Source organism: Citrobacter sp. Cpo126, assembly GCF_030332445.1.
Taxonomy (GTDB): domain Bacteria; phylum Pseudomonadota; class Gammaproteobacteria; order Enterobacterales; family Enterobacteriaceae; genus Citrobacter; species Citrobacter portucalensis.
Window position 1 is genome coordinate 92,850 of sequence record NZ_JAOWHT010000037.1, and the last position, 22,067, is coordinate 114,916.

At 52.4% G+C, this 22,067-nt stretch carries 21 protein-coding genes and 1 pseudogene; 14 read left to right on the forward strand and 8 right to left on the reverse strand.

Annotated features, from left to right (window positions below; genetic code table 11):
- Positions 1-24: 24 nt before the first annotated feature.
- Positions 25-318: a YicS family protein gene (locus OGY17_RS17115; protein ID WP_008786509.1), complete on the reverse strand. Its 294-nt coding sequence runs from the start codon at positions 316-318 to the stop codon at positions 25-27.
- Positions 319-448: 130 nt separating this feature from the next.
- On the opposite strand from OGY17_RS17115, the gene OGY17_RS17120 reads away from it, so the two are divergent.
- The 10 genes and pseudogenes from OGY17_RS17120 to nlpA all read left to right on the forward strand — a co-directional run bounded on the left by OGY17_RS17120 (position 449) and on the right by nlpA (position 9,642).
- Complete coding sequence (locus tag OGY17_RS17120) at positions 449-865, forward strand: GNAT family N-acetyltransferase (protein WP_003827152.1); 417 nt, start codon at positions 449-451, stop codon at positions 863-865.
- A gap of 90 nt (positions 866-955) precedes the next feature.
- Positions 956-3,754, forward strand: coding sequence for a transcriptional regulator DagR (gene dagR, locus OGY17_RS17125; RefSeq protein WP_032945425.1), 2,799 nt, complete (start codon positions 956-958; stop codon positions 3,752-3,754).
- A 120-nt stretch (positions 3,755-3,874) separates the two neighbouring features.
- Complete coding sequence (locus OGY17_RS17130) at positions 3,875-4,300, forward strand: PTS sugar transporter subunit IIA (protein WP_032945423.1); 426 nt, start codon at positions 3,875-3,877, stop codon at positions 4,298-4,300.
- A gap of 12 nt (positions 4,301-4,312) precedes the next feature.
- Positions 4,313-4,798, forward strand: coding sequence for a PTS sugar transporter subunit IIB (locus OGY17_RS17135; protein ID WP_003023959.1), 486 nt, complete (start codon positions 4,313-4,315; stop codon positions 4,796-4,798).
- Positions 4,799-4,823: 25 nt separating this feature from the next.
- Entirely contained in the window at positions 4,824-5,573 is a 750-nt protein-coding gene (locus OGY17_RS17140) for a PTS mannose/fructose/sorbose/N-acetylgalactosamine transporter subunit IIC (protein WP_003023960.1), read from the forward strand.
- A complete protein-coding gene (locus OGY17_RS17145) occupies positions 5,570-6,430 on the forward strand; it encodes a PTS system mannose/fructose/sorbose family transporter subunit IID (RefSeq protein WP_005121522.1) in 861 nt (286 codons plus the stop codon). The genes OGY17_RS17140 and OGY17_RS17145 overlap by 4 nt, the downstream gene beginning before the upstream one ends.
- A gap of 3 nt (positions 6,431-6,433) precedes the next feature.
- Positions 6,434-7,543, forward strand: coding sequence for a D-glucosaminate-6-phosphate ammonia lyase (gene dgaE / locus OGY17_RS17150; RefSeq protein WP_286607881.1), 1,110 nt, complete (start codon positions 6,434-6,436; stop codon positions 7,541-7,543).
- Positions 7,530-8,273, forward strand: a complete 744-nt coding sequence (gene dagF / locus OGY17_RS17155) for a 2-dehydro-3-deoxy-phosphogluconate aldolase (protein WP_286607883.1) — start codon at positions 7,530-7,532, stop codon at positions 8,271-8,273. The genes dgaE and dagF overlap by 14 nt, the downstream gene beginning before the upstream one ends.
- A 100-nt stretch (positions 8,274-8,373) precedes the next feature.
- A pseudogene (locus OGY17_RS17160) lies at positions 8,374-8,700 on the forward strand (Rpn/YhgA-type helix-turn-helix domain-containing protein); the annotation flags it as partial.
- Positions 8,701-8,823: 123 nt separating this feature from the next.
- Entirely contained in the window at positions 8,824-9,642 is an 819-nt protein-coding gene (gene nlpA, locus OGY17_RS17165; protein ID WP_008786507.1) for a lipoprotein NlpA, read from the forward strand.
- A 28-nt stretch (positions 9,643-9,670) separates the two neighbouring features.
- Here the strand turns inward: nlpA and OGY17_RS17170 are convergent, their stop codons facing one another.
- Both OGY17_RS17170 and OGY17_RS17175 read right to left on the reverse strand, forming a co-directional pair.
- Positions 9,671-10,573 (reverse strand): carboxylate/amino acid/amine transporter, encoded by a 903-nt coding sequence (locus tag OGY17_RS17170; protein WP_003827166.1) that lies wholly within the window; start codon positions 10,571-10,573, stop codon positions 9,671-9,673.
- 25 nt (positions 10,574-10,598) lie between these two features.
- Positions 10,599-11,543: a LysR substrate-binding domain-containing protein gene (locus tag OGY17_RS17175; RefSeq protein WP_286607885.1), complete on the reverse strand. Its 945-nt coding sequence runs from the start codon at positions 11,541-11,543 to the stop codon at positions 10,599-10,601.
- Positions 11,544-11,689: 146 nt separating this feature from the next.
- On the opposite strand from OGY17_RS17175, the gene OGY17_RS17180 reads away from it, so the two are divergent.
- Positions 11,690-12,466, forward strand: a complete 777-nt coding sequence (locus tag OGY17_RS17180; protein WP_071444556.1) for an SDR family NAD(P)-dependent oxidoreductase — start codon at positions 11,690-11,692, stop codon at positions 12,464-12,466.
- Between the two features lie 39 nt (positions 12,467-12,505).
- Here OGY17_RS17180 and OGY17_RS17185 read toward each other — a convergent pair whose 3' ends face one another.
- Positions 12,506-12,796, reverse strand: coding sequence for a putative quinol monooxygenase (locus OGY17_RS17185; protein WP_162623446.1), 291 nt, complete (start codon positions 12,794-12,796; stop codon positions 12,506-12,508).
- Between the two features lie 16 nt (positions 12,797-12,812).
- Positions 12,813-13,820, reverse strand: coding sequence for a zinc-binding alcohol dehydrogenase family protein (locus tag OGY17_RS17190; RefSeq protein WP_204558690.1), 1,008 nt, complete (start codon positions 13,818-13,820; stop codon positions 12,813-12,815).
- Between the two features lie 104 nt (positions 13,821-13,924).
- Between OGY17_RS17190 and OGY17_RS17195 the strand changes: the two genes are divergently transcribed.
- Positions 13,925-14,827 carry a LysR family transcriptional regulator gene (locus OGY17_RS17195; protein ID WP_048215260.1) on the forward strand — a complete coding sequence of 301 codons (903 nt, stop codon included), beginning with the start codon at positions 13,925-13,927 and terminating at the stop codon, positions 14,825-14,827.
- A 36-nt stretch (positions 14,828-14,863) separates the two neighbouring features.
- Here the strand turns inward: OGY17_RS17195 and OGY17_RS17200 are convergent, their stop codons facing one another.
- The 3 genes from OGY17_RS17200 to OGY17_RS17210 form a co-directional block, all read right to left on the reverse strand.
- A complete protein-coding gene (locus OGY17_RS17200) occupies positions 14,864-16,360 on the reverse strand; it encodes a C69 family dipeptidase (RefSeq protein WP_286607888.1) in 1,497 nt (498 codons plus the stop codon).
- Positions 16,361-16,702: 342 nt separating this feature from the next.
- Complete coding sequence (locus tag OGY17_RS17205) at positions 16,703-17,167, reverse strand: YqeJ family protein (protein WP_032945411.1); 465 nt, start codon at positions 17,165-17,167, stop codon at positions 16,703-16,705.
- Positions 17,164-17,937 (reverse strand): winged helix-turn-helix domain-containing protein, encoded by a 774-nt coding sequence (locus OGY17_RS17210; protein WP_286607953.1) that lies wholly within the window; start codon positions 17,935-17,937, stop codon positions 17,164-17,166. The genes OGY17_RS17205 and OGY17_RS17210 overlap by 4 nt, the downstream gene beginning before the upstream one ends.
- Before the next feature lie 577 nt (positions 17,938-18,514).
- On the opposite strand from OGY17_RS17210, the gene OGY17_RS17215 reads away from it, so the two are divergent.
- Positions 18,515-19,132 (forward strand): helix-turn-helix transcriptional regulator, encoded by a 618-nt coding sequence (locus tag OGY17_RS17215; RefSeq protein WP_032945410.1) that lies wholly within the window; start codon positions 18,515-18,517, stop codon positions 19,130-19,132.
- Positions 19,133-19,206: 74 nt separating this feature from the next.
- Entirely contained in the window at positions 19,207-21,987 is a 2,781-nt protein-coding gene (misL, locus tag OGY17_RS17220; protein ID WP_286607891.1) for an intestinal colonization autotransporter adhesin MisL, read from the forward strand.
- Positions 21,988-22,067 lie beyond the last annotated feature (80 nt).

Here is a 22,067-nt window from a genome sequence, read left to right on the forward strand (position 1 = left end):
GCGTGGGGCTATTTCGCTTCACGCCTATAAATCCGGGCATTCAACTTTGCCAAGCGCTTCCCAGTAGTTGTTTTGATTGTTTCTTTGAATTGCCAGAATGGCTTCGCGGATGTGCTGCTGATTACGCGTATCAGCCATAATCGTTTTTTCCCACACCTCATCAGATGGCGACCCTTGCGGGGTGCAAATCTTACGTAAATCCTTCATAACAGTATTCTTTTCGTGTACAGCCTGCAGACTGCCATAAGCCGAGTCGGCATGTGCCAGACCGGGTAGCGTGAAAAGGACGGCAATAATCGGAAAAATGACTCGTTTCATGATAATAATCCTTGTTGTCTATGCGCATCATCTCAAGAGTAAGTGTAGACGGCATACGACTCACTCATCACCCTGTGTTAATGTCTAAAAATAAATCAGCCAGAAGTTGTAGTTATTTCAGGAGGATAGGATGCAAATACAGATTACAGATACGATTACCGAAGACGATCAAAATGCCCTGCTTGCTGGATTGCGCGCTTACAACCGGCAGTTTCTGAGAACCACCAATTTTGGCGACCTGGCGGTGTACTGGCGCGATGAGCGCAATGACATTCTGGGTGGGCTGATCGGCAAAATCAAAGGCGAATGGCTGTGCATTGATTTTCTGTGGATGCATGACTCGCTGCGTAAAGGTGGTTACGGCACAAAATTGATGCAGGCCGCAGAACAGACGGCGCGTGAGAGAGGATGCCTGCATGCGCTGGTGGATACCATGAGTTTCCAGGCGCTGCCGTTTTATCAGAAAAACGGCTATCAGCTGCAAATGACCCTCGATAACTTCCCGGAAACCGGTTCCGCGCGCCATTATTTGTCGAAAACGTTTTGATGACCGGAAGGTCTGGATGCCGCCTCACTTTCTTGCGCAGCATAATAGTGTATGTTCTGAACAATCATTTATTTCTTAAGCGGTAAAGAGATGAGACGGATTGAGATAATACTGGGAGAGCTGGAACGGCTGACGCGAGGACTGAATCTTGCCCATCTGGCGCAGGAAACGGCGTTCACGGCGGAGGCCATTGGCTTCAACCTCGGGCTGGCGCGCAACTCGGTCAGTAAAGATCTCAATCAGCTCTGGAACGACGGCCTGGCGATTAAAAGCCGCGGGCGCCCGGTATTCTTTCTGCATCGTCAGGCGATTGAAACGCTGCTGGGGCGCAAACTGGATGAGTCCGAGCGAGAAGTGCAAACCGTTGCCGACCTGTTGCCTGTTCAGGAAAACCAGGCGACAGACGATCCCTTTTCCAGCCTGATTGGTTACGATCGCAGCCTGCGCGATGCGGTGGAAAAAGGCCGCGCGGCGGTGCTGTATCCCCACGGGCTACATGTTCTGCTGACCGGTCCCTCCGGCGTGGGTAAAACCTTTTTTGCCGAACTGATGCACCGTTTCGCCTGCGAACGTGCACCGGGAACACCTCCACCGCTGGTCTATTTCAACTGCGCGGAATACGCGCATAACCCGGAGCTGCTCTCATCGCACCTGTTTGGTCATCGACAGGGAGCGTTTACCGGTGCAAACGAGAATAAACCCGGTCTGGTTGAACAGGCTGATGGCGGCTATCTCCTGCTCGATGAAGTGCATCGTCTGCCGTATGAAGGTCAGGAAAAGCTGTTCTCTATTCTCGACAAAGGTGAATACCGGCCGCTGGGTTCCAGCGCCGTGGCGCGTTCAATCTCGGTTCGCCTGATATGTGCGACCACCGAACCGGTAAGTTCGGCGTTGCTGCGCACTTTCCAGCGACGTATTCAGGTATGTATCGATCTCCCCGGCATTCGCCAGCGTTCGGTGGAAGAGCAGGTTGAGCTGATCGTTGGTTTCTTACAGCGTGAGAGCCGCAAAATCGAGCGTACGATAAGCATCGACCGTACCCTGCTGCTCTGGCTGCTGAACAAGCCGCTGGAAGGCAATATTGGTCAGCTCAAGAGCGATATTCAGTTTCTCTGCGCCCAGGCCTGGGCCTCGGGAATGACGGAGCACAGCGATACGCTACAGCTGGATAAACGTCTGACCGAGATCCCCTTTAATGCCACACCGGAACAACGTCTGTTGGTTGGAGCGCTGTTCGAAGGCAAAGAGCACCTGAGCATCGATGCCCGCACGTTGCCGGCACTGAAAAATTCGCTGGCCACCGGAGCCGAAATTGAAGAGAGCGATCTCTTTTACAGCTTCCTGACCCGGGAATATATCAACCTGCGTAACAGCAACGTACCACCTGCTGAAACGCTGGCAATCCTCAAAAACAAACTCAGCTCGATTTTTGAATACGGTCTCTACAGCCGCGACAGTGTGGCGCATCCCCCGCGCTATGGCGATCAGATTGAAGAGCGAGTTACGCTGCTGATCGGCTGCGTTGAGCAGGTGCTTGGTTTTACGCTGCCAGAAAATCTGGTTAACCCGCTGCGCAAACACTTTCTGGCGCTGATTGGCTACGTGCAGCGCGGCCTTATTCCGCAACTTTATTCTTCCAGCCTGATCCTCGATCGCTGCAAAGATGAATACGAAAACGCCACGCTGTTATGCCGAAAAATCAATGAACTGCTGCATATTCAGTGTCCGGCGACGGAGGTGGTCTGGCTGTGCCTGTTCCTCAAAGAGTGTCGCCATTACCGCCAACGGATAGACGCCAGTCCTGACTGCGGGGTGATTTTGATTGCCCATGGCGCGACGACCGCCACAAGCCAGGCGCAGTACGTGAATCGCGTGCTGGAGCGCGAGGTGTTCAGCGCTATCGATATGCCTTTCGAGCAGTCAGTGCATGACACGCTGGAAGCTCTGACACAGATGATCCAAACCCGGCAGTATCGCCGATTGATCCTGATGGTGGATATTGGCTCGCTGGTCCATTTTGGCAGTACGATCAGCAAATTATTCCAGATAGACGTTCTGCTGATGCCCAACATCACGCTCACCAGTCTGCTGGAAATAGGGTTGGATTTAAGCTACGAAACCAGCGACTTGCCGCAGCTGGCGGCGTTGATGCAGAGCAAAAATATTCCCTGTCAGCTCTGTACGCCACAGCAGGAAAACAGCGGTAAAGTGCTGGTCATTTCTTGCATTACAGGGATGGGAACAGCAGAAAAAATCAAAAAGGTGCTGGAAGAGAGCTTCGGTGAGTTGATGTCGCAGGATACGCGGATGGTGATCCTCGATTACAACGAAGTTCGCAGCCTGGAGCGTGTTCAGCAGGCGATTAACGCCAGTGAACGTCTGGCGGGCATAGTGGGTACTTTCCAGCCAGGACTGCCGGATATTCCGTTTATCTCGCTCGAGGAGTTGTTCTCTGAGCAAGGCCCTGAGCTGGTGCTCAGCCTGCTGACGCCAGATCTCTCCAGCAGCGAACGCCGACTGGAGATGGAGCGTAGCGCGATGCGCTTTATCAGCGCGTTGACTATGGAGAGCATCATTAACCATATTTCGGTGCTCAACCCGCAGCGTATTCTGAAAGAGATGGAAGGCGTGCTGAATCATCTGACCGCTGCGCTGTCGCTCAAACCGAGCCGTCAGGTGACACTGCGCTTCCTGATCCATTGCTGCTGTATGGTCGAGCGTATCGTGATTAACCGCAAACCGTTACAGATGGCGCTGGAGAACAAGCCGGATCTGGATGTTCGTGCGTTTAGTGTCATTAAATCTGCTTTCCTGCCGATCGAAGAGGCCTATGCCATTCGCTTATCGGACGCGGAATATTTTTATATCTACGAACTGCTGTATAGCTAATCCCAAGACTTGCGGGGCTTTGCGCCCCGTCGGCATCCATAACTCCCCCGCGTGACACAAATTCTGGCACAGCCTTTGCTCTGTTTACCTATGTCTATGTAATCGAGCCAGGAGGCCATTTTGACTACCACTGAATCCTTGCCCCAGATCCTGCTGCTGACCCATGGCGGCTGGGGGCAACAGCTTTGCAACAGCCTGCGCATGGTGATGGGTGAAATCAAAGGCGTGACGGAAATTCCGCTAATGCCTGTTGATACGCTCGGCGAATTTTATCAACGCGTCGAAGCCGTGGTGAAAACCATGCCGGAAGGCTCACTGATTCTGACCGATTTTATTGGCGGCACCACCTCTAACGTGGCCGCGCGGCTGAGCGCCGATTACCCGGTGGCAGTGATTTCCGGGCTCAACGCCTCTTTGTTACTGGAGGCGCTGGACAAACGCGAGCATGGCCAATTGACCACCTGCGTGGCCGATCTGGTCGAGGCCGGGCGTAGTAGCTGCCTGGACGTTGTTGCCCACGTACGTCAATTACAACAATCACAATAAGGAATAAACATCATGGCAAACATCGTTTTATGTCGTATCGATAGCCGTCTGATTCATGGACAAGTGGTGACCAAATGGGTTGGGCAATCTCAGGCAAACCGGATTGCAGTGGTCAGCGATGAGCTGGATGCCGATCCGTTTATGAAAAACATCTACCTGATGGCCGCGCCGCCGAACATCAAAGTGGATTGCTTTGGTAACCAGAGTTTTGCCGCCGCATGGAAAGAAAACCAGCTTGGTGACGGCAAGGTTCTGGTGCTGTTCCCCTCTCTGGCGGCGGTTCAGGAAGCGGTCCAGTTGGGTTTTGATGTCACCACCATTCAGGTCGGTGGGCTGGGCGGTGGGCCAAACCGCAAAGCGGTATTCCAGAACATTACGCTGGATGAAAAAGACGTCGGCATTCTGAGCGACCTGAAAAATCGTGGGATTCAGGTGTTCTTCCAGACTATCCCGGAAGATAAGCCGCAGTCGCTGGACGATATCCTGAAAAAATTCTAATTCTTTGATAACAGGGTACTTAATTATGGATACTTTAGTCTTCGCAAGCCTGATGGGGTTGTATTACTGGTTTGCCCGATTACGCCTTGGCTACACCTTCTCCGCCATGCTGCTACAGCCAGTGGTGATTGCCGTATTCGTTGGTCTGCTGTTAGGCAACATGGAAACGGCGATGATCATCGGTGCAGGTATGCAGCTGGTTTATCTCGGCGTGACCTCCACGCCAGGCGGCAACGTCCCGTCGGATCCGGCGCTGGCTGCCTGCATTTCAATTCCTATCGCCGTGAAGGCCGGAATGGACCCGAACCTGGCTATCGCACTGGCGATCCCGTTTGGCGTTATCGGCGTGTTCCTCGACCAGTTGCGCCGCACGCTAAACGCGGCGTGGGTACATATGGCCGATAAGCATGCGGAAACGGCAAACATGGCGGGCATTATGCGCTGTGCGTTCCTCTACCCGGCGTTGCTCGGACTGGTACTGCGTTTCCCGGTGGTCTTCGCCGCCAACTATTTTGGTCAGGACGTTGTGGAAAGCTTCCTTAAGCTGATGCCGCATTGGCTGACGCACTCCTTTGAAATTATGGGCGGCATTCTACCGGCGCTGGGCTTCGCCATCACCATTATGGTGATCGGTAAAAAGAGCCTGCTGCCATGGTTTATCGGCGGTTTCTTTGCGGTGCTGTACCTGAAGGTAGACATCATGGCGATGGCAATCTTTGGTACCTGTGTGGCCTTCCTCATTAAAGGTCTGGCGAAAAATGAAGGAGCAGCATGATGAGCAGCGATGTAATGCAGCATGAACTGGTGGAGCGCGCGCGTGAAAGCGGCACGTTGACCAAAGCAGACATCACCAAAGCCTGGTTTATCTACTGGCTAGGCGCGGAAGTTTCCAGCTCCTATGAACGTTTGCAAAGCCTTATTTTCTGCGCCTCAATGACGCCGATCATCAAAAAACTCTACCCGCAAAAAGAGGAGCAGGTTGAAGCGCTGAAACGCCATTTGAACTTCTTCAACTCGGAGCAGACGTTCGGGGCGGTGATTCAGGGGATCTCCATTGCGATGGAGGAACAGAAAACCCGCGGCGAGCCGATCAGCGACGCCTCAATTACCGGGATTAAAACCGGGCTGATGGGACCACTGGCCGGGATGGGGGACTCCATCATCTGGGCCGCCGTGATGCCGCTGTTAATTGCTATATTCATCCCGTTTGCGGCGAATGGCAGCGCGATGGGCGGAATTGTACCGTTAATTCTCTATCCTGCTATTACGCTGGCAATCAGCTATGGCATGGTTCACAAAGGCTATACGCTGGGGCGTGACTCGATAATAGGGCTGCTGCAGGGAGGGCGAATAAAGGAACTTATCTACGGCGCTAACGTGCTGGGTTTGATCATGATGGGCGCGCTTTCTGCAAGCTACGTCAAGATCACCACGCCGTTAAAACTTAGCGCCCTGAAAGGCTCTGAAGTGGTGGTCCAGCAAATCCTCGACTCTATTGCCCCCGGCCTGTTGCCGCTGGCGGCGGTGTTCGCCATCTATTTCTATCTGGTGAAGAAAGGGCCGCGTTACACCACGATTTTACTGTCGATTGTCGCGCTCAGCGTGGTCTGTTCGCTGCTGGGAGTGCTGTAAGCCATGACACAGAATATCTACCAACAATTGGGGCTAAAACAGGTCATTAACGCCTGCGGCAAGATGACGATTCTGGGTGTTTCCAGCGTAGCGCCGGAAGTAATGCAGGCCACCGCGCGGGCTGCTTCAGCCTTTGTTGAAATTGATCGGCTGGTGGACAGAACTGGAGAACTGGTTTCCCGCTACACCGGGGCTGAAGACAGCTATGTCACCTCCTGTGCATCGGCGGGCATTGCTATCGCTGTTGCCGCCGCCATTACCCGTGGTGACCAGGCGCGAGTCTCGCTGATGCCGGACAGCGCAGGTATGGCCAATGAAGTGGTCATGCTGCGCGGGCATAACGTTGACTACGGTGCGCCTATCACCAGCGCCATCCGTTTGGGCGGCGGGAGGGGGGTGGAGGTTGGCTCAAGTAATCTGGCGGCCCGCTGGCAGCTGGAGAGCGCGATTACCGATAGCACCGCCGCGCTGCTGTACGTGAAATCGCACCACTGCGTGCAGAAGGGGATGTTGAGCATTGCGGATTTTGTGCAGATCGCGCAGGTTCACAACCTGCCGCTGATTGTCGATGCTGCTGCCGAGGAGGATTTACACGCATGGGTGGCGAGCGGGGCGGATATGGTGGTCTACAGCGGGGCAAAAGCCTTTAACGCGCCGACCTCCGGATTTATCACCGGGAAGAAACAGTGGATTGCCGCGTGTAAAGCGCAGCACCACGGGATTGCCCGGGCGATGAAAATCGGCAAAGAGAATATGGTTGGGTTGGTGTATGCCCTGGAAAACTACCATCAGGGACAAACCGTGGTCACCACCGAAGAGCTCCGCCCCGTGGCGCAGGCGATTTCAGAGATTCGCGGACTGGATGCGGATATCGAGCAGGATGAGGCCGGACGCGCTATCTGGCGGATTCGTATTCGGGTGAATGCGCAGGTGCTGGGAATGGATGCTTACGCTGTAGAAGCGCACCTGCGTGAGGGCGATATCGCGATCTACGCTCGCCGTTACAACCTTCATCAGGGCGTCTTTAGCCTTGACCCGCGTACGGTCGCAGAAGGGGAAATGGCGCTGATCGTGGCCCGATTAAAGGAGATTGCAGAACATGCAACACATTAATTTTTATCGTAATAAAGTGGCTATTAACGTGCTGGCGAAGGATATCGCCAATGCGCGGGAAATCTATGATGCTGCCGAAGGCCACGCGGTGATTGGCATTCTTTCGGCGCAGTTTTCCTCGGTTGAGGAAGGTATTCTGGAAGTAAAACGTTGGATGAACGACGTGCCGTCGATTTCTGTGGGGTTGGGGGCCGGTGACCCGGCGCAGTATTACAAAGCGGCGATGATTGCCTCACAGGTACATCCAGCACACGTCAACCAGACCTTTACCGGTTGCGGGTTTGCGGCAGGCGCCTTGGCGGCAACGGGCGGTGAACAGACCCATATCAACGCGTTAGTCAGTCCCACTGGCACGCCGGGGGACGTGTTGATCTCGACCGGCGTCAGCAGCAGCCAGGGCACGCCAGCCCGCGTTTCCTGCGAGGCAGCGGTCCGTATGATGTTGGATTCAGGAGCCCATGCGGCGAAGTTCTTCCCAATGGGCGGTGAACAGTCGCTGCCTGAGCTATACGCACTGGCGACGACTGCAGCACGAAACGGCATGACGCTGATTGAACCGACCGGCGGTATCGATCTCGATAACTTCGGCGTTATCCTGCAATCCTGTCTGGAGGCGGGAGTACCGCGCGTCATGCCGCATGTTTATAGCTCGATTATCGACCCACAGACCGGTAATACCCGGCCTGCAGATATCGTCAGGCTGATGGAGATAGTCAAAGCCCTGGTGTGATATTGCTATCGCCGGATGGCACTTCGCTTATCCGGCCTACAGATAACCTCATGTCACCAGCCCGGTCAGCGTAAGCGCTATCGGGCATTTTGACGTATATAAAGGACACGCTAATGACAGTCAGGTAGAAACGCTATTTAATTACCTGGTGCAGTCTGGCAGCGCACCGCGTTTTGAGGCGTTTATTCGAGAGGTTGCTCTGCGCGTTCCCCAGCATAAGGAGAGATTAATGACGATTGCAGAATGCTTACGTGAGTCGGGGCGAAGGACAGGGTTGCTAGAGGGCAAACTCGAAGGCAAACGCGAGGGCAAAAAAGACGAAGCGTTGCGGATAGCCCATGCCATGCTTGAGAAGGGGATCGATCGTGAACTGGTGCTAATTATTACCGGGCTTGCAATTGATGAACTAACGGTATCTTCCGACTAATTTATCTTAGCCCCATTATGCTTTTTTCTTCTTGCTGATGCTTTTTCGTTTTTTAAACCGCAGCGGCCTTCCCGCTATAGTCATTTCATTACTCATCAGGCGGTTATTGCAAAAGGATAAAACGTGAAGCTGAAGATACCTTATTTCGGGGCCGGGGCGGCGGTATTACTGGCGGGATTATTGCTGGCAGGATGCGATCAACAGAGCAGCGATGCAAAGCATATAAAAGTGGGTGTAATTAACGGTGCTGAGCAGGATGTAGCGGAGGTCGCGAAGAAAGTCGCTAAAGAAAAATATGGTCTGGAGGTGGAACTGGTGGGTTTTAGCGGTTCTCTGCTGCCCAACGATGCCACCAATCATGGTGAGCTGGATGCCAACGTCTTCCAGCATCGTCCGTTCCTTGAACAAGATAATAAAGCACACGACTATAAGCTGGTTGCGGTGGGCAATACCTTTGTGTTCCCGATGGCTGGTTATTCGAAGAAAATCAAAACTGTCGCTGAACTAAAAGACGGTGCAACGATTGCGATACCTAACGATCCAACCAATCTGGGCCGGGCGCTGTTGCTGCTGCAAAAAGAGAAGTTAATTACGCTGAAAGCGGATACCGGCCTGCTGCCAACAGCGTTGGATATCACTGATAATCCTCGGCATCTGAAAATTATGGAACTGGAAGGTGCGCAGTTGCCGCGTGTGCTGGACGATCAGAAAGTGGATGTGGCGATTATCAGTACCACCTACATCCAGCAAACCGGGCTTTCCCCGGTACATGACAGCGTATTTATTGAAGACAAAAACTCACCGTATGTGAACATTCTGGTGGCGCGAGAAGACAACAAAGATGCCGAGAATGTGAAAGAGTTCCTGCAATCTTATCAGTCACCTGAAGTGGCGAAGGCGGCAGAAACTATCTTTAACGGTGGCGCGGTTCCGGGCTGGTAATCATGAACTTTTGCCGCGCCGGTTGGTGTTAAACCGCTCTGGCGCGGCGACGTGAGTCCATTGAGATAAGTATTACCGAAGAGAGGATCAAAAGCGTGCCCAGCCAGTCTGGCAGGGTAAAGGTAATACCTAACAGCAGCAGGGACAGCAATGCGCTGCTCAACGGTTCCGCGCAGCTTAAAATGCTCGCTTTCGGTCCGCCAATCATCTGCGCGCCTTTCAGGTACAGGCTAAACGTCAGCGACGTGCCGATGACCACCAGATAGAAAAACGCCAGAATCAAACTGCCATTCACCACGAAATTAGTGCCCTGTCCGGCATAAAACGGCAGCAGGATCATGCCGCCGATTAACATACTCCAGCCGACGACCGGCAGCGTGCCGTAGCGCGCGATAAGCGTTGAGGGGTAGGTGGTGTAGAACGCGGCGGCAAACGCCGAGGCAATTCCCCAGAACAGCGCGGCAGGTGAGATAGACAGCGATGTCGGGTTACCGTGGGTGACCAGCAAGAAGGTGCCGATAAGCGAGGTGAAGATCGCAGTCAGCACTAAAATCCCCGGTCGTGCTTTGCGCACCACGGAAAACCACGCCACGATTATGGTCGGTGACAAAAATTGCAGCACCGTCGCGGTGGCGGCGTTGGATTTTTCAATAGTCAGCAGAAAGGTTAGCTGTACGGTGAGCGCCCCAACCACGGAAAAAATCAGCAGGCTGATGGCGTCTTTGCGGTTTTTGATAATGGAGAACACTTTGTCGCCGTGAACGAAAGAGAGCATCAGCAGAATGAGCCCGGCGAAAATCAGGCGCGTCATGGTCAGAAACTGCGACGACATCTGGCTTTGCTCCATGATGTATTGCGCGCAAACGCCTGAACTTCCCCACAATACGGCGGCAATCAGGACGTTCATCATCCCTCTTCTGGTGGAACTCATCTTTCCCTCGGCATGTTGTTTTGTTTTATTTGTGTGCAGGCATCATAGCAGAGATGGTTGTGATTTCTGCCAGCACATCCGCAATCAGCCAGTCATTAAAGACTTTTACCTCCGGACGCATTACCGCGTGCTGTGGCGTAACAATGTAGTAAGACCACGTCAGAGGCCAGCGGGTGTTGGGATGAAGCTGAACCAGTTGTCCGTCTGTCAGTAGCTGCTGCACCAATGCTCTACGCACAATGGCGACACCTTGACCGCTGAGCGCCGCCAGAATCACTGCAGAGGTAGAGTTGATGTGCAATCCACTGTCGCGAACGGCAGGTGCCTGGGTGGCGGTCAGGACATCATTCCAGCCTGGGAAATTGGCGCCGGGGTGGGGAGTGTCATCATGGATAAGCTTCTGTGCGGCCAACCATTCTCCACAGGAAATTTTATCTACTGGCACAATACGCGGGCTACAAACCAGAACCGCTTCTTCATCCATCAGCCAGGTTTTATTTACCCCAGGCCAGTCGCCTTTACCGCAACGTACGCCCAGATCCGCTTCGCCATGAGCAACATCCATCAGCTTTTCCGTCACGTTCAAGCGTAATTCTATGTTTTCATGCGCTTGTGAGAAGCGATTGAGGCGGCTCATCAGCCAGTTCATCACCAGTACCTGAGAGGCCGTGATGATCACCACCGAGCGCGCCCGTCGGCCGCGTAACTTGTTCAGCCCAGATTCCAGGCTATCCAGTCCTTGGGTTATTTCACGCAACGCGTCCTGTGCTTCGCTGACCAGCGTGAGACGCTCTTTGCCTGAACGGGTTCGATGCAGCAGCGGGTGGCCAACCCAGTCTTCCAGCGCACGAACCAGTTGCCCAACGGCAGCCGGAGTGACCCCCAGTTCCTGCGCCGCACCAGTAAAACTGCCGTGGCGGGCTGTGGCCTCAAAAGCGTGTAACCATTTAAGCCGATTAAGTGAGCGCATTAGGTCATTTCCCGTTTTGTGAATATCTTCAGTATATGCCATCGAGATAGATTTTCTTTCTCGGTTCGCTATTTCTTCTCATTCGTCAGCGCCTCAGGGTAGTGGCATTGTTAGCGCATTAACGAATACGTGAAACGAGGCTAGCGATGAACACATTATTTGTCGGCAAAAAACTGTTAGTGGTGGGCGGTACCAGTGGTATCGGATTTGAAACCGCAAAACTGATCCTCCAGGGTGGTGGTCGAGTGGTGCTGGTTGGCAATCGCGTCGAGAAAGCGGAACGGGCCCGTCAGGCGTTGGCGGAGCTGGGTGACGTCTCTGTCATTGTGGCGGATCTGATGTCAGAAGCGGGCGTTAAGCAGGTGATGGCAACGGTGAATGCTGAGCACAAAGACATCAACCTGTTAGTAAATGCAGCTGGGGTTTTCTTCCCAAAACCTTTCACTGATCATGAAGTTGAAGATTATGAACTGTACATGAGCCTCAACCGCGCGACGTTTTTTATCACCCGCGATGTCGTGCGTAATATGGTGGCGGCTAACATCCAGGGTGCCATCGTGAATATTGGTTCGATGTGGGCGCAACAGGCAATTGGCGCAACACCTTCTTCAGCGTACTCAATGGCAAAAGCGGGCCTGCATGCATTAACTAAAAATCTGGCCATCGAGCTGGGGGCGAATGGGATCCGCGTCAATGCCGTTTCGCCAGCAGTGGTGCATACACCTATCTACGAAGGATTTATCCCGAAAGAAGACGTACAAGGTGTGATGAGTAGCTTTGACAGCTTCCATCCGATTGGTCGGGTTGGTACGCCGCGTGATGTGGCTGAATCCGTCGCCTTCCTGTTGTCAGACAAAGCGCAATGGGTAACTGGCGCCATCTGGGATGTGGATGGCGGTGTTATGGCCGGACGCAATGGCTGATGTAAATCCCCCGCATAGCTGCGGGGGCGCGTCGAGACATTAAGGCTCAATCGGCGTCAGATAATCCAGCCGTAGCGGTTCGGCTAGCAGATCGTTCATTTGTAGAATGAACGCCTGGAAATGTGGCAGAGCGATATGCTCATCCAGACCGGCCTGACCGCGCCAGGATTCGCGCACGTAGAACACATCCGGCGTGTCGCGTAACTGGAACAGGGCATATTCAATATTGCCCGGCTCCCGGCGCGTGGGCAGCAGCAGAGCTTGTAGCGCCTGTTTCAGTGCGTCGATTTTCCCCGGTTTGGCTTTCAGTACCGCAATAATTGAAATCACATCAGAATCAGACATGTTAAAACCCCTCCAGCACAATCTTGCCAACCGAGCGGCCGGTTTCAATTTGCGTGTGGGCTTTTTGCAGATTTGCCGCGGTAATCGCGCCAAAATGTTCGCCCAGCGTGGTACGGAGGATGCTGTCGTCGATCAGCTGCGCCACGCGGGTCAGTAACTGATGCTGAGCAATGATGTCGTGGGTTGTGAACATCGAACGGGTAAACATAAACTCCCAGTGCAGCGAAATGCTTTTGGCCTTCAGCGGGCGCGCATTGAGAGTTTGCGGATCGTCAATCAGCGCCAGTTTGCCCTGCGGCGCCAGTGCGGCAATAATTTGCGAATAGTGCTGCTCGGTATTGTTCAGGCTGGCAACGTGCGTCACCTCTTTAATGCCTATCCGTGCCAGCTCTTCCGTCAACGGCTTGCTGTGGTCAATCACATGATGAGCGCCCGCTTCACGTACCCATTTCTGGCTCTGCGGACGTGATGCGGTACCGATGACGGTCATTTTGGTCAGCTTACTGGCCAGTTGTGTCAGAATAGAACCGACGCCGCCAGCCGCGCCAACAATCAATAACACATCATCTTCATTGCCATTTTCCTCAACGCCCAGACGGTCGAACAGCATTTCCCAGGCGGTGATAGCGGTTAGTGGCAGCGCCGCAGCAGAAGCATTATCCAGTGTTTTTGGCTTCAGCGCGGTAATACGTTCATCAACCAGCTGAAATTCACTGTTACTGCCAGCGCGGCCGAGCGCTCCGGCGTACCAGACTTCATCGCCGGGTGCGAACAGGGTGACGGCTTCGCCCACGGACTTCACCACGCCAACGGCATCCCAGCCCAGCACACGCGGCACATCAGCGTTAAAACCTTCGCGGACCTTGGTATCAACGGGGTTGACGGAAATGGCTTTCACTTCAACCAGCAGATCGTGCCCGGTAGCAACTGGCATGGGCAAGTCAATCTCTTGTAAAAATTCAATGTTATTGCCGTCGGTCGCGGCGCGGGTAATGGCGATGGCTTTCATATTATCTCCGGTCACAGGAATCAGTTGAATAATTCGATGGTAAACCGGTAACAGAACGGGAAAAATAGCCCTATGGCGACAGGACTTATACTCGGGGAGTGAAAATGTTCCGGCTTGAAGATCTCACGTTGTTTGTCCGCGCCGCGGCGCTGAATAGTTTTAGTGATGCTGCGCGCGAAGTCGGCGTTCAGCCTGCTCAGGTCAGTTCAGCTATCAAGCGCTTGGAGTCTACGTTGGCTATCCGCTTGTTCGCCCGCTCCACGCGCAGCCTGCGCCTGACGCCAGAAGGTGAAGTCTGGTTACCCTATGCCCGCCAGATGCTGGACGTAATGCATGCCGGGCTGCAAAAAATTCAGACTCCGGAAGATGAAGTTTCTGGCACGCTGCAAATCGCCGTGCCTTCCGATCTCGGTCGTAACCTGCTGCTGCCGGTCTTTCAGTCGTTTCGACGCCGCTATCCCGCGCTGCGCCTGCGGATTTTTTTCTCCGACCAGGTAACGGATGTCTTTAAAGACCCCGTCGATGTTGCGTTTCGCTATGGCAACACCGAAGACGCGTCTTACATTGCGCTGCCGGTTGCACCGGGTAACCGACGCGTGCTGGTGGCATCACCGGAATGGGTTGAGCAAAACGGCGCGCCGCAAAAACTGGATGATTTAACACAGCTCAACGCCATGACTTTCGTATTACGCGGCCGCCTGCACGATCGCTGGACGTTTACGCGCAACGGCGAGGTCAGCAGTGTGCAGGTTAACGGCACCATTATGAGTGACGATGCGGAAGTGATCCGGCGCCTGGCGATTGCCGGAGAAGGTGTGGCGTACAAGTCGTGGCTGGATGTCAGCGAGGATGTGCGTGACGGTCGATTACAACTGCTGATGCCGGATTATCAGGGAGAGAAAGTCCCGCTGAATATGATTTGCCCGCATCGGAAGCAGCTTTCAACCGCGGTACGCCTTCTGCACGAGGCGGTGAAGGCACGGTGTGAAATGCTGGCGCAAAGCTAATAAGCGCTTTACGCCAGAATACTATCGCGTCGTTACTCAGTCTTTTTTCGTTGCATTCGCAAAGAAAATATCAGACTGAATGTCTTTAGTTCGGATGGTAAAGAGCTGATTAGTCAGATCTTCCGTCAGCTTCTCGGCGTCGGCCATGATGCGCAGGTTGAAGTCATTCAGCATCTTATCCGCGGCGGGTTTATCGGTTTTCGCCATCTTCAGATACTCTGCTTCGACCTCTTTTTGCTCCTTCGCCACTTTGTCTTCCCACGCTTTGTAGGCTTTTTTGACGATTGGCGCGAGCTTCGGATAATCGGTCATCGTCAGCGTTTGTAATTTACGATATTTCCAGTAGATAGACTGATCGTCCGCTTTATCGGTACCCATCGTGTAGTTAGCCGGATACGCTTTCAGACCGCTGTAGTACGGAACGAAGGCGGTGAGGTCAGCCATGCCCAGGCCAATGTAGGTCGTTTCACCAATCTCTTTTGGCAACCACGGACGGACCTGCATAACGTGCGCTTCATAGGTACGGAAAACGCTGACCGGACGCCATGGCTCTTTGCCGTTCAGACCGTTGGTGTACGGGTCATGGCTGGTCCCTTCATAGTGACTACGCAACACGGCTTTCACATCGTCCAGCGTCATTTTCTTCTCTGGCGTCATGAAGACCGGGAATTCGCGCCCTTTGGCCATATCCTGATTTACGGAAGGATTGAACTCTTTCTGGATGGTCCATACGCGAGGGTCGTTATACGTGCGGTCACGCTCGTCATCACGGGTATAGGCTTTGGAGAAGTTGAATTTACCGTCTTTCGCCGGATCGTACAGCCCTTTTTCAGTCGCAAATTGAATCAGGTTTTTTGACGCCATCATGTCCGGACTTTTAGGATCGTAATCCTGTAAGCGGCCCTGATTACCGGTGGCAAAATACTGGTTATTCGGCAGACGCTGCGCCATCCACTGATGGCCGCTACCGGTTTCCAGGTACCAGATCTCGTTATCGTCGACGACGGCAACGCCAAAACCTTCGCCTGCGCCGACGGTCTCAACGATATGGCCCAACAGCGCCACAGCTTCACGTGCGGTTTTACTTTGTGACAGCAGAATATCCGGGATATCGTCTTCGGTGATCCCTTTATCCTCAACGTACGGGTCGGCGGCCAGTGCTTTCGGTGAGGCAAAAATGGATTCTGTACCGCTCACGCCGACACCCAGCTCGTTAAATCCGGTCGCGCCGTGCAGTTGGGTTTTCCAGTTTGGGACAGTGGTATAACGCAGAGAGTTTTTCGGCAGTGGCCAGGTAAAATCATTCGCACCATTATGTGCTTTGGTGCTGTATACCCCGCTCTGATTTTGCTTTGCCGGATGAATGACAAAATGCTGTGCTTTCAGGGCATCGCTGTCTGCGCTACGGGCGACCAGCATGGAGCCGTCCGCTGATGCTTCGTTGCCGACCAGCAGGGTCGTACAAGCAAAACCTGATGAAACAACGGCCAAATTTATAGAAAGTGCAATCAGGCACTTTTTAAAAGTAAACATTACGTATCCCTCATATGTACGCCAAAAATACACCGGAAACACACCGTTTCCTGAAATGCGATAACGCCTGAACGCTCAGACATTGCTCGCGAGAGAGATAAACGCCCCTGCCCACGTCTTCTCCAAATATCCATCCGTAGGTTGAAGTCTTCTGGGCAAAATATAACGCCCATTTCGCTTAATTATTACGCAACGGATATTATGATATTCAGGATGTTTCCTGATTCGCGATGAAGAATAGCAATGGGTTATGTGTGGATTCAGTGACCCATGTCGCGTAAGTCAATGATGACAAATGTGAATTTCATTGAGGGGCCGTGCTTTTTGTTTCCGGATATGACGTTACCTTTTGCGGCAATACAGCGAGGGCACATTGGAGCTGGCAAAAATCCATGCACCTTTATACTCCTCCATGACCAGGCTCAGGCTTCGTCCGCTTTGGCGGTAAAATCCAGGTAATGTGTCGTTAATATCCGCTTCATCAGCGGTGTCAGCGAAGGTTTTGACGACCTGCATCGCCTGTAGCACTCGGGCATCGCGCTTTTGGGTGTAGTTAAAATAGATGTTCCTGCTAATGTCTGAGGTATTACGCCCGTACAGTTTGCCGGTAATAGTGGCCAGGCCTTCACTGTTGTACATCCGAAACGATAACGTACCCGTAAAGCGGTTGCTGCCAATATTCCATTCAATGTTACCGATGCAATTCAGCGGTTTGTCGGCATAGCGTGAATGCCATAACCATCCGCCTGAACCGAGCACAGTAACCAGCCCGGCCACGAGCACTATAAGGTGGCGTGTTTTTTTCATTGCCCGCGCATCCAGTAATAATGAGTAGTACAAAATGCGTTAGCATCCACCCGTGCATCTTTATCACAGACAAATGCCACGATCCTTTCCGCTTTGCTGTAACCGGTAAGAAACACGTGCTTGTTGTTTTCACAGAGATAGGGATGTAACTGCATCAGATTGAAATAGCCTTGCTGGTCGTGTTCATTTGGTGAGTAATAGATTTTGCAATTTTGCCGCGATGGCGTCTGCATGGAAGCCTGGACAAATTTACTAAACGGCATAACAGGGCGCGTTTGATACCACACCAGCCAGATGATCAACGTGGCAATCACGACACTGGCGCTAAATAAAACCTCAAACCAGGGTATCTGCGTCGTTTGTTGTGGTGTCGAAGGAATTATCTTTGCGGGGGGGATTTCTTCAATAGCCGGCGGCGGGGAAACTTCACTCAGTTGAAGCGTTATTGTCTCTACTTGCGTATTCTCATTTAATCTGAGCCCGCGTCGGGAAATAGTTTTCACCGTATCACGAGGCAACCCCACGTCCGCCAGCGCGTTTCGTAGCGTCAGAATAGCCTGGTAAAATGTGTTGGTGGTGGTCACATTATTTCTTTCACCCCAACCAATTGTCATCAACGTGTTCTGGGAAACAATGTCACTTGCGTGAGTAATTAAATAGAGAAAACAGAGCGAGGCAGGGAGCTGGAGCTGAATTGCTCGCCCGGTATGACGATTGACCAGACTTTTGCTATCAGGATTAAATTCGACCAACTGATTGATAAGGTACAATTGCCCAGCCCTCAGTAACCAAAACGAATCACAGCGTGTGCTAACGCATCCTTTAAATTTTACATCCAAATCGAAAATGCGCCTCACTCTTTGTTCATGAACGAAGATAAGAATTTCACCAATTCATTAAAACCTCTTTAAATACAATATGTTAGCGATCTTATTTCTTAGGTGAGAATTAACTAAGGTTAAATAATGAGAATTCATTACAGTTTTATCTGAATTATCTTTATATTTGTCCACAACATGACAAGGGTGATTGAGTTATCAGAATTACGTAATTAGTAAGTAACTTTTACGCAGGTTATTTTTTAGCAAATAGTGCTTTTTTACTGTTTATCCTGGAATCTGAATTTATGCATAAAATTCCTAATGCATAGGTTGTTATTCTGAGATAAAGCGTAAATAAGCTTAGCGCAATCGTATTACTCACAGACCATACATATTAGTGCATCAGGAGTTTATTACATTTTATTAGCGCCACTGTTATTAGCTGACAAGGAACGTACTACGTGTTGGATTGACACATTTATTTACCAATGAAATATTTATGGAAAAATAACAGGAGTCATTTTTGATGAAGAGATCACCGTCACAGACTGTTCGTTGCATAAGCTGTGAATTATCCTGTCAATTATTTCCGGATACTGCGGTTCGCGCCAGTTACTGCCACCGTGCCGCTTTTGCGATCTGGCCTGAGGGGAATGGTTTTCTGCAAAAAGGAATTATTGAAAAGCTTCTGCTTAATAATCAAAACCATTTGTCGCGTGGGTTTATTTTTGTGGACTTTTCTTTCCCGAATCTGCGCCTGTTTGCCGACCCGCAATGGGTTGACCGGCTTGCCTACAGCGGTATGCATATTGTGTTGATAGCAGACAGGAACCTGGCGCCGTTAGCCAACTACTGGCTGTCCAAAAGCAATAAAATCCAAGGGATTATATATTCTGATGATGATGACGAAGTTCAACATCAGAAAATTAGGCGACTCTTTACGGGTCATCTCGCTAACAGCAAACGTGGACGCTCACTTAACTATACTGAAATGATATTACTGAAGCGTTTTGTGTCAGGGAAAAGTATTCAGCAAATTACCAAAATAGATAATATCGATATTAAGAAAATATATGTCTACAAGCTCAGGCTTGAAGATAAGTTAGGCCATAGTATTCATCAAATATTGTCGAATATTTTATAACGTATTTTTGAATTTTATTATTTCACATCCTTGCGATGTGGTGGACGCTCTACGCCTGAAAGCAGGAGGCTAATATGCCAAATCCCAAATCTTATTCTCGTATTGCCATAGCGGTTTCAGCCGCATTAACCTCTATGGTATTTTCAGCTCAAGCGGCATGGGTTGACGTTGATAGTCTACCCTCCACCGGACTGGTTAGCAGTCTGCCCCCGGAATTGCAGGCAATAATTCCAGCGCAGGCAAATGCCAGTTTCGCTAAAACCAGCGCCATGCCGAATTATGTTTATCAATGGAGTGCGGGCACGATTCCCGTTTATGGCAATGGATTAACGATTAATGGACCCGGCGCTGAAGCTTTTGAGCACTCTGTTACCGTTATTCAGAACAGTACAACGGGTAGTCCGGGCGTTATTTTTGGGGACGACCTGACGATTCGCACGCAGTCGAAGAATGCCGCCAATAATGGTAAAGATGTTGACGGTATCCGCACGCACGGGGCCAATACGCCGGATAACCCGGTCTTTATCATCACCGGGGATCGCACCAGCATTTATGTGGACGGTCAGGATGGTGACGGTATTAACGCCGGTTACAACTCCTATAGCCAGGGTTGGAAGGGCTCGGCCAGCATTTACGTCGGTGACGATCTGTATATTCAGACCACCGGTTCCCAGGGACGTGGTATCACAGCAAACGCGATGAAAGACGCCACGCAGGCCAAAAATACAATTGTGGTCGGCGACCGGGCACACATTGTGACGATCGGTGACAGTTCAGAGGGTCTTCGCACCGGGCAGAGCGGTTCCTCGATACTGCTTGGCAATGACGCCACCATCGAGACTTCGGGTGCTTCTTCAACGGGGATTTATGCCGCCTCATCGTCCAAAACGGAACTGGGCAACAACGCGACGATTACGGTCAACGGCGTCAGCGCTCATGCGGTTTATTCCACCAACGCGACCGTGAATCTCGGTGAAAATGCAACGATCAACGTGAACAGTTCGGCGAAAGCGGCATCATACAGCAAAGCGCCACGCGGCCTGTATGCGACTTCACGCGGGGCGATAAACCTGGCAGGCGGTGCCGCCATTACCATGGCGGGCGATCACAGCAACGAAAGTTATGCCATCAGTACTGAAACGGGCGGCATCGTAGACGGTTCTACTGGCGGGCGTTTTCTTATCGACGGCGATCTTCATGCCGCTGGCGCGACTGCTGCAACCAGCAGCCTGCCGCAGCAAAACAGTACCATTAAGCTCAACATGACCGACAACTCGTTGTGGAGCGGGGCGTCATACATCACCAGCGCCACTGCCGGGACGGGCGTTATCTCGCTGCAAATGAGCGACGCGACCTGGAACATGACTAACAGTTCAACGCTCACCGACCTGACGCTGAACGGCGGGTCAGTGGTGAACTTTGGGCATGCTGACGGCGAACCGTGGCAGACGCTTACCATCAATGAAGATTTTACCGGGAACGGCGGCAAACTGGTTTTCAATACTGTCCTGAATGACGATACCTCCGAAACCGACAAGCTGAAAGTGCTCGGCAACACCGCGGGTAATGCGTTTGTGGCGGTGAATAACATTGGCGGAACCGGGGCGCAGACCATTGAAGGTATTGAGATCATCGAAGTGGCCGGTAATTCTGACGGTACTTTTGAGAAAGCGGGCCGTATTGTTGCCGGTGCGTACGACTATAACGTGGTGCAGAAAGGCAGTAACTGGTATCTGACCAGCTTTATTCCTGCTCCGCCGGATCCGGAAGACCCGGACCCTGTTGATCCGGACCCGGTTGACCCTATTGATCCAGACCCGGTCGATCCTGTAGACCCGATTATCCCTGAGCCGGAAGAACCTGTTGCGCCTCCTGTCACTGAGCAGCAATACCGTCCGGAAGCAGGCAGTTATCTGGCGAACAACTATGCGGCTAACACGCTGTTTATGACCCGACTGCACGATCGTCTGGGTGAAACGCAGTTCGTCGATATGCTGACAGGCGAGAAGAAAGTTACCAGCCTGTGGATGCGTAACGTTGGGGCGCATACCCGCTTCAAAGACGGTAGCGGGCAGTTGAAAACCCAAAGCAACAGCTATGTGATGCAGCTAGGCGGCGACCTGGCGCAGTGGAGTAGCGACGGTCTTGACCGCTGGCACCTCGGCGCGATGGCCGGTTATGCCAACAGCCAGAACCGCACGCAGTCCAGCCTGACCGGCTACCATTCACGTGGCCAGGTCACCGGTTACAGCGTGGGGCTGTATGGCACATGGTATGCCAATGACGCCGACAAGACCGGCACCTACGTGGATACCTGGGCGCTGTACAACTGGTTTGATAACAAAGTGATGGGCCAGGAGCAGGCAGCAGAGAAATACAAATCCAGCGGGATAACCGCTTCGGTTGAAGCCGGTTACAGCTTCAAACTGGGTGAAAGCGAACGCAACAGCTACTGGCTGCAACCGAAAGCGCAGGTGGTATGGATGGACGTGCAAGCCGACAGTCACCGCGAAGCGAACGGTACCCGCGTGAAGGACAACACCGATGGCAACCTGATGACCCGTCTGGGTGTGAAAGCCTTTATCAACGGGCACAACGCCATCGACGACGGTAAATCTCGCGAGTTCCAGCCGTTTGTTGAAGCCAACTGGATCCACAACACGCAGACGACCAGCGTGAAGATGGACGATGTGAGCAACGACATGCGCGGCACCAAAAACATCGGCGAGCTGAAAGTCGGCGTTGAAGGTCAAATCACTCCGCGCCTCAACGTGTGGAGCAACGTGGCCCAACAGGTCGGCGATAAAGGCTACAGCGATACCCGCGGTATGCTCGGCGTGAAATATAACTTCTAATGTAATGCAGTAATGTAAAAGCCGCTGATTAACCGATCGGCGGCTTTATTTTTTCTGGGAATCGTAGGCCGGATAAGCGT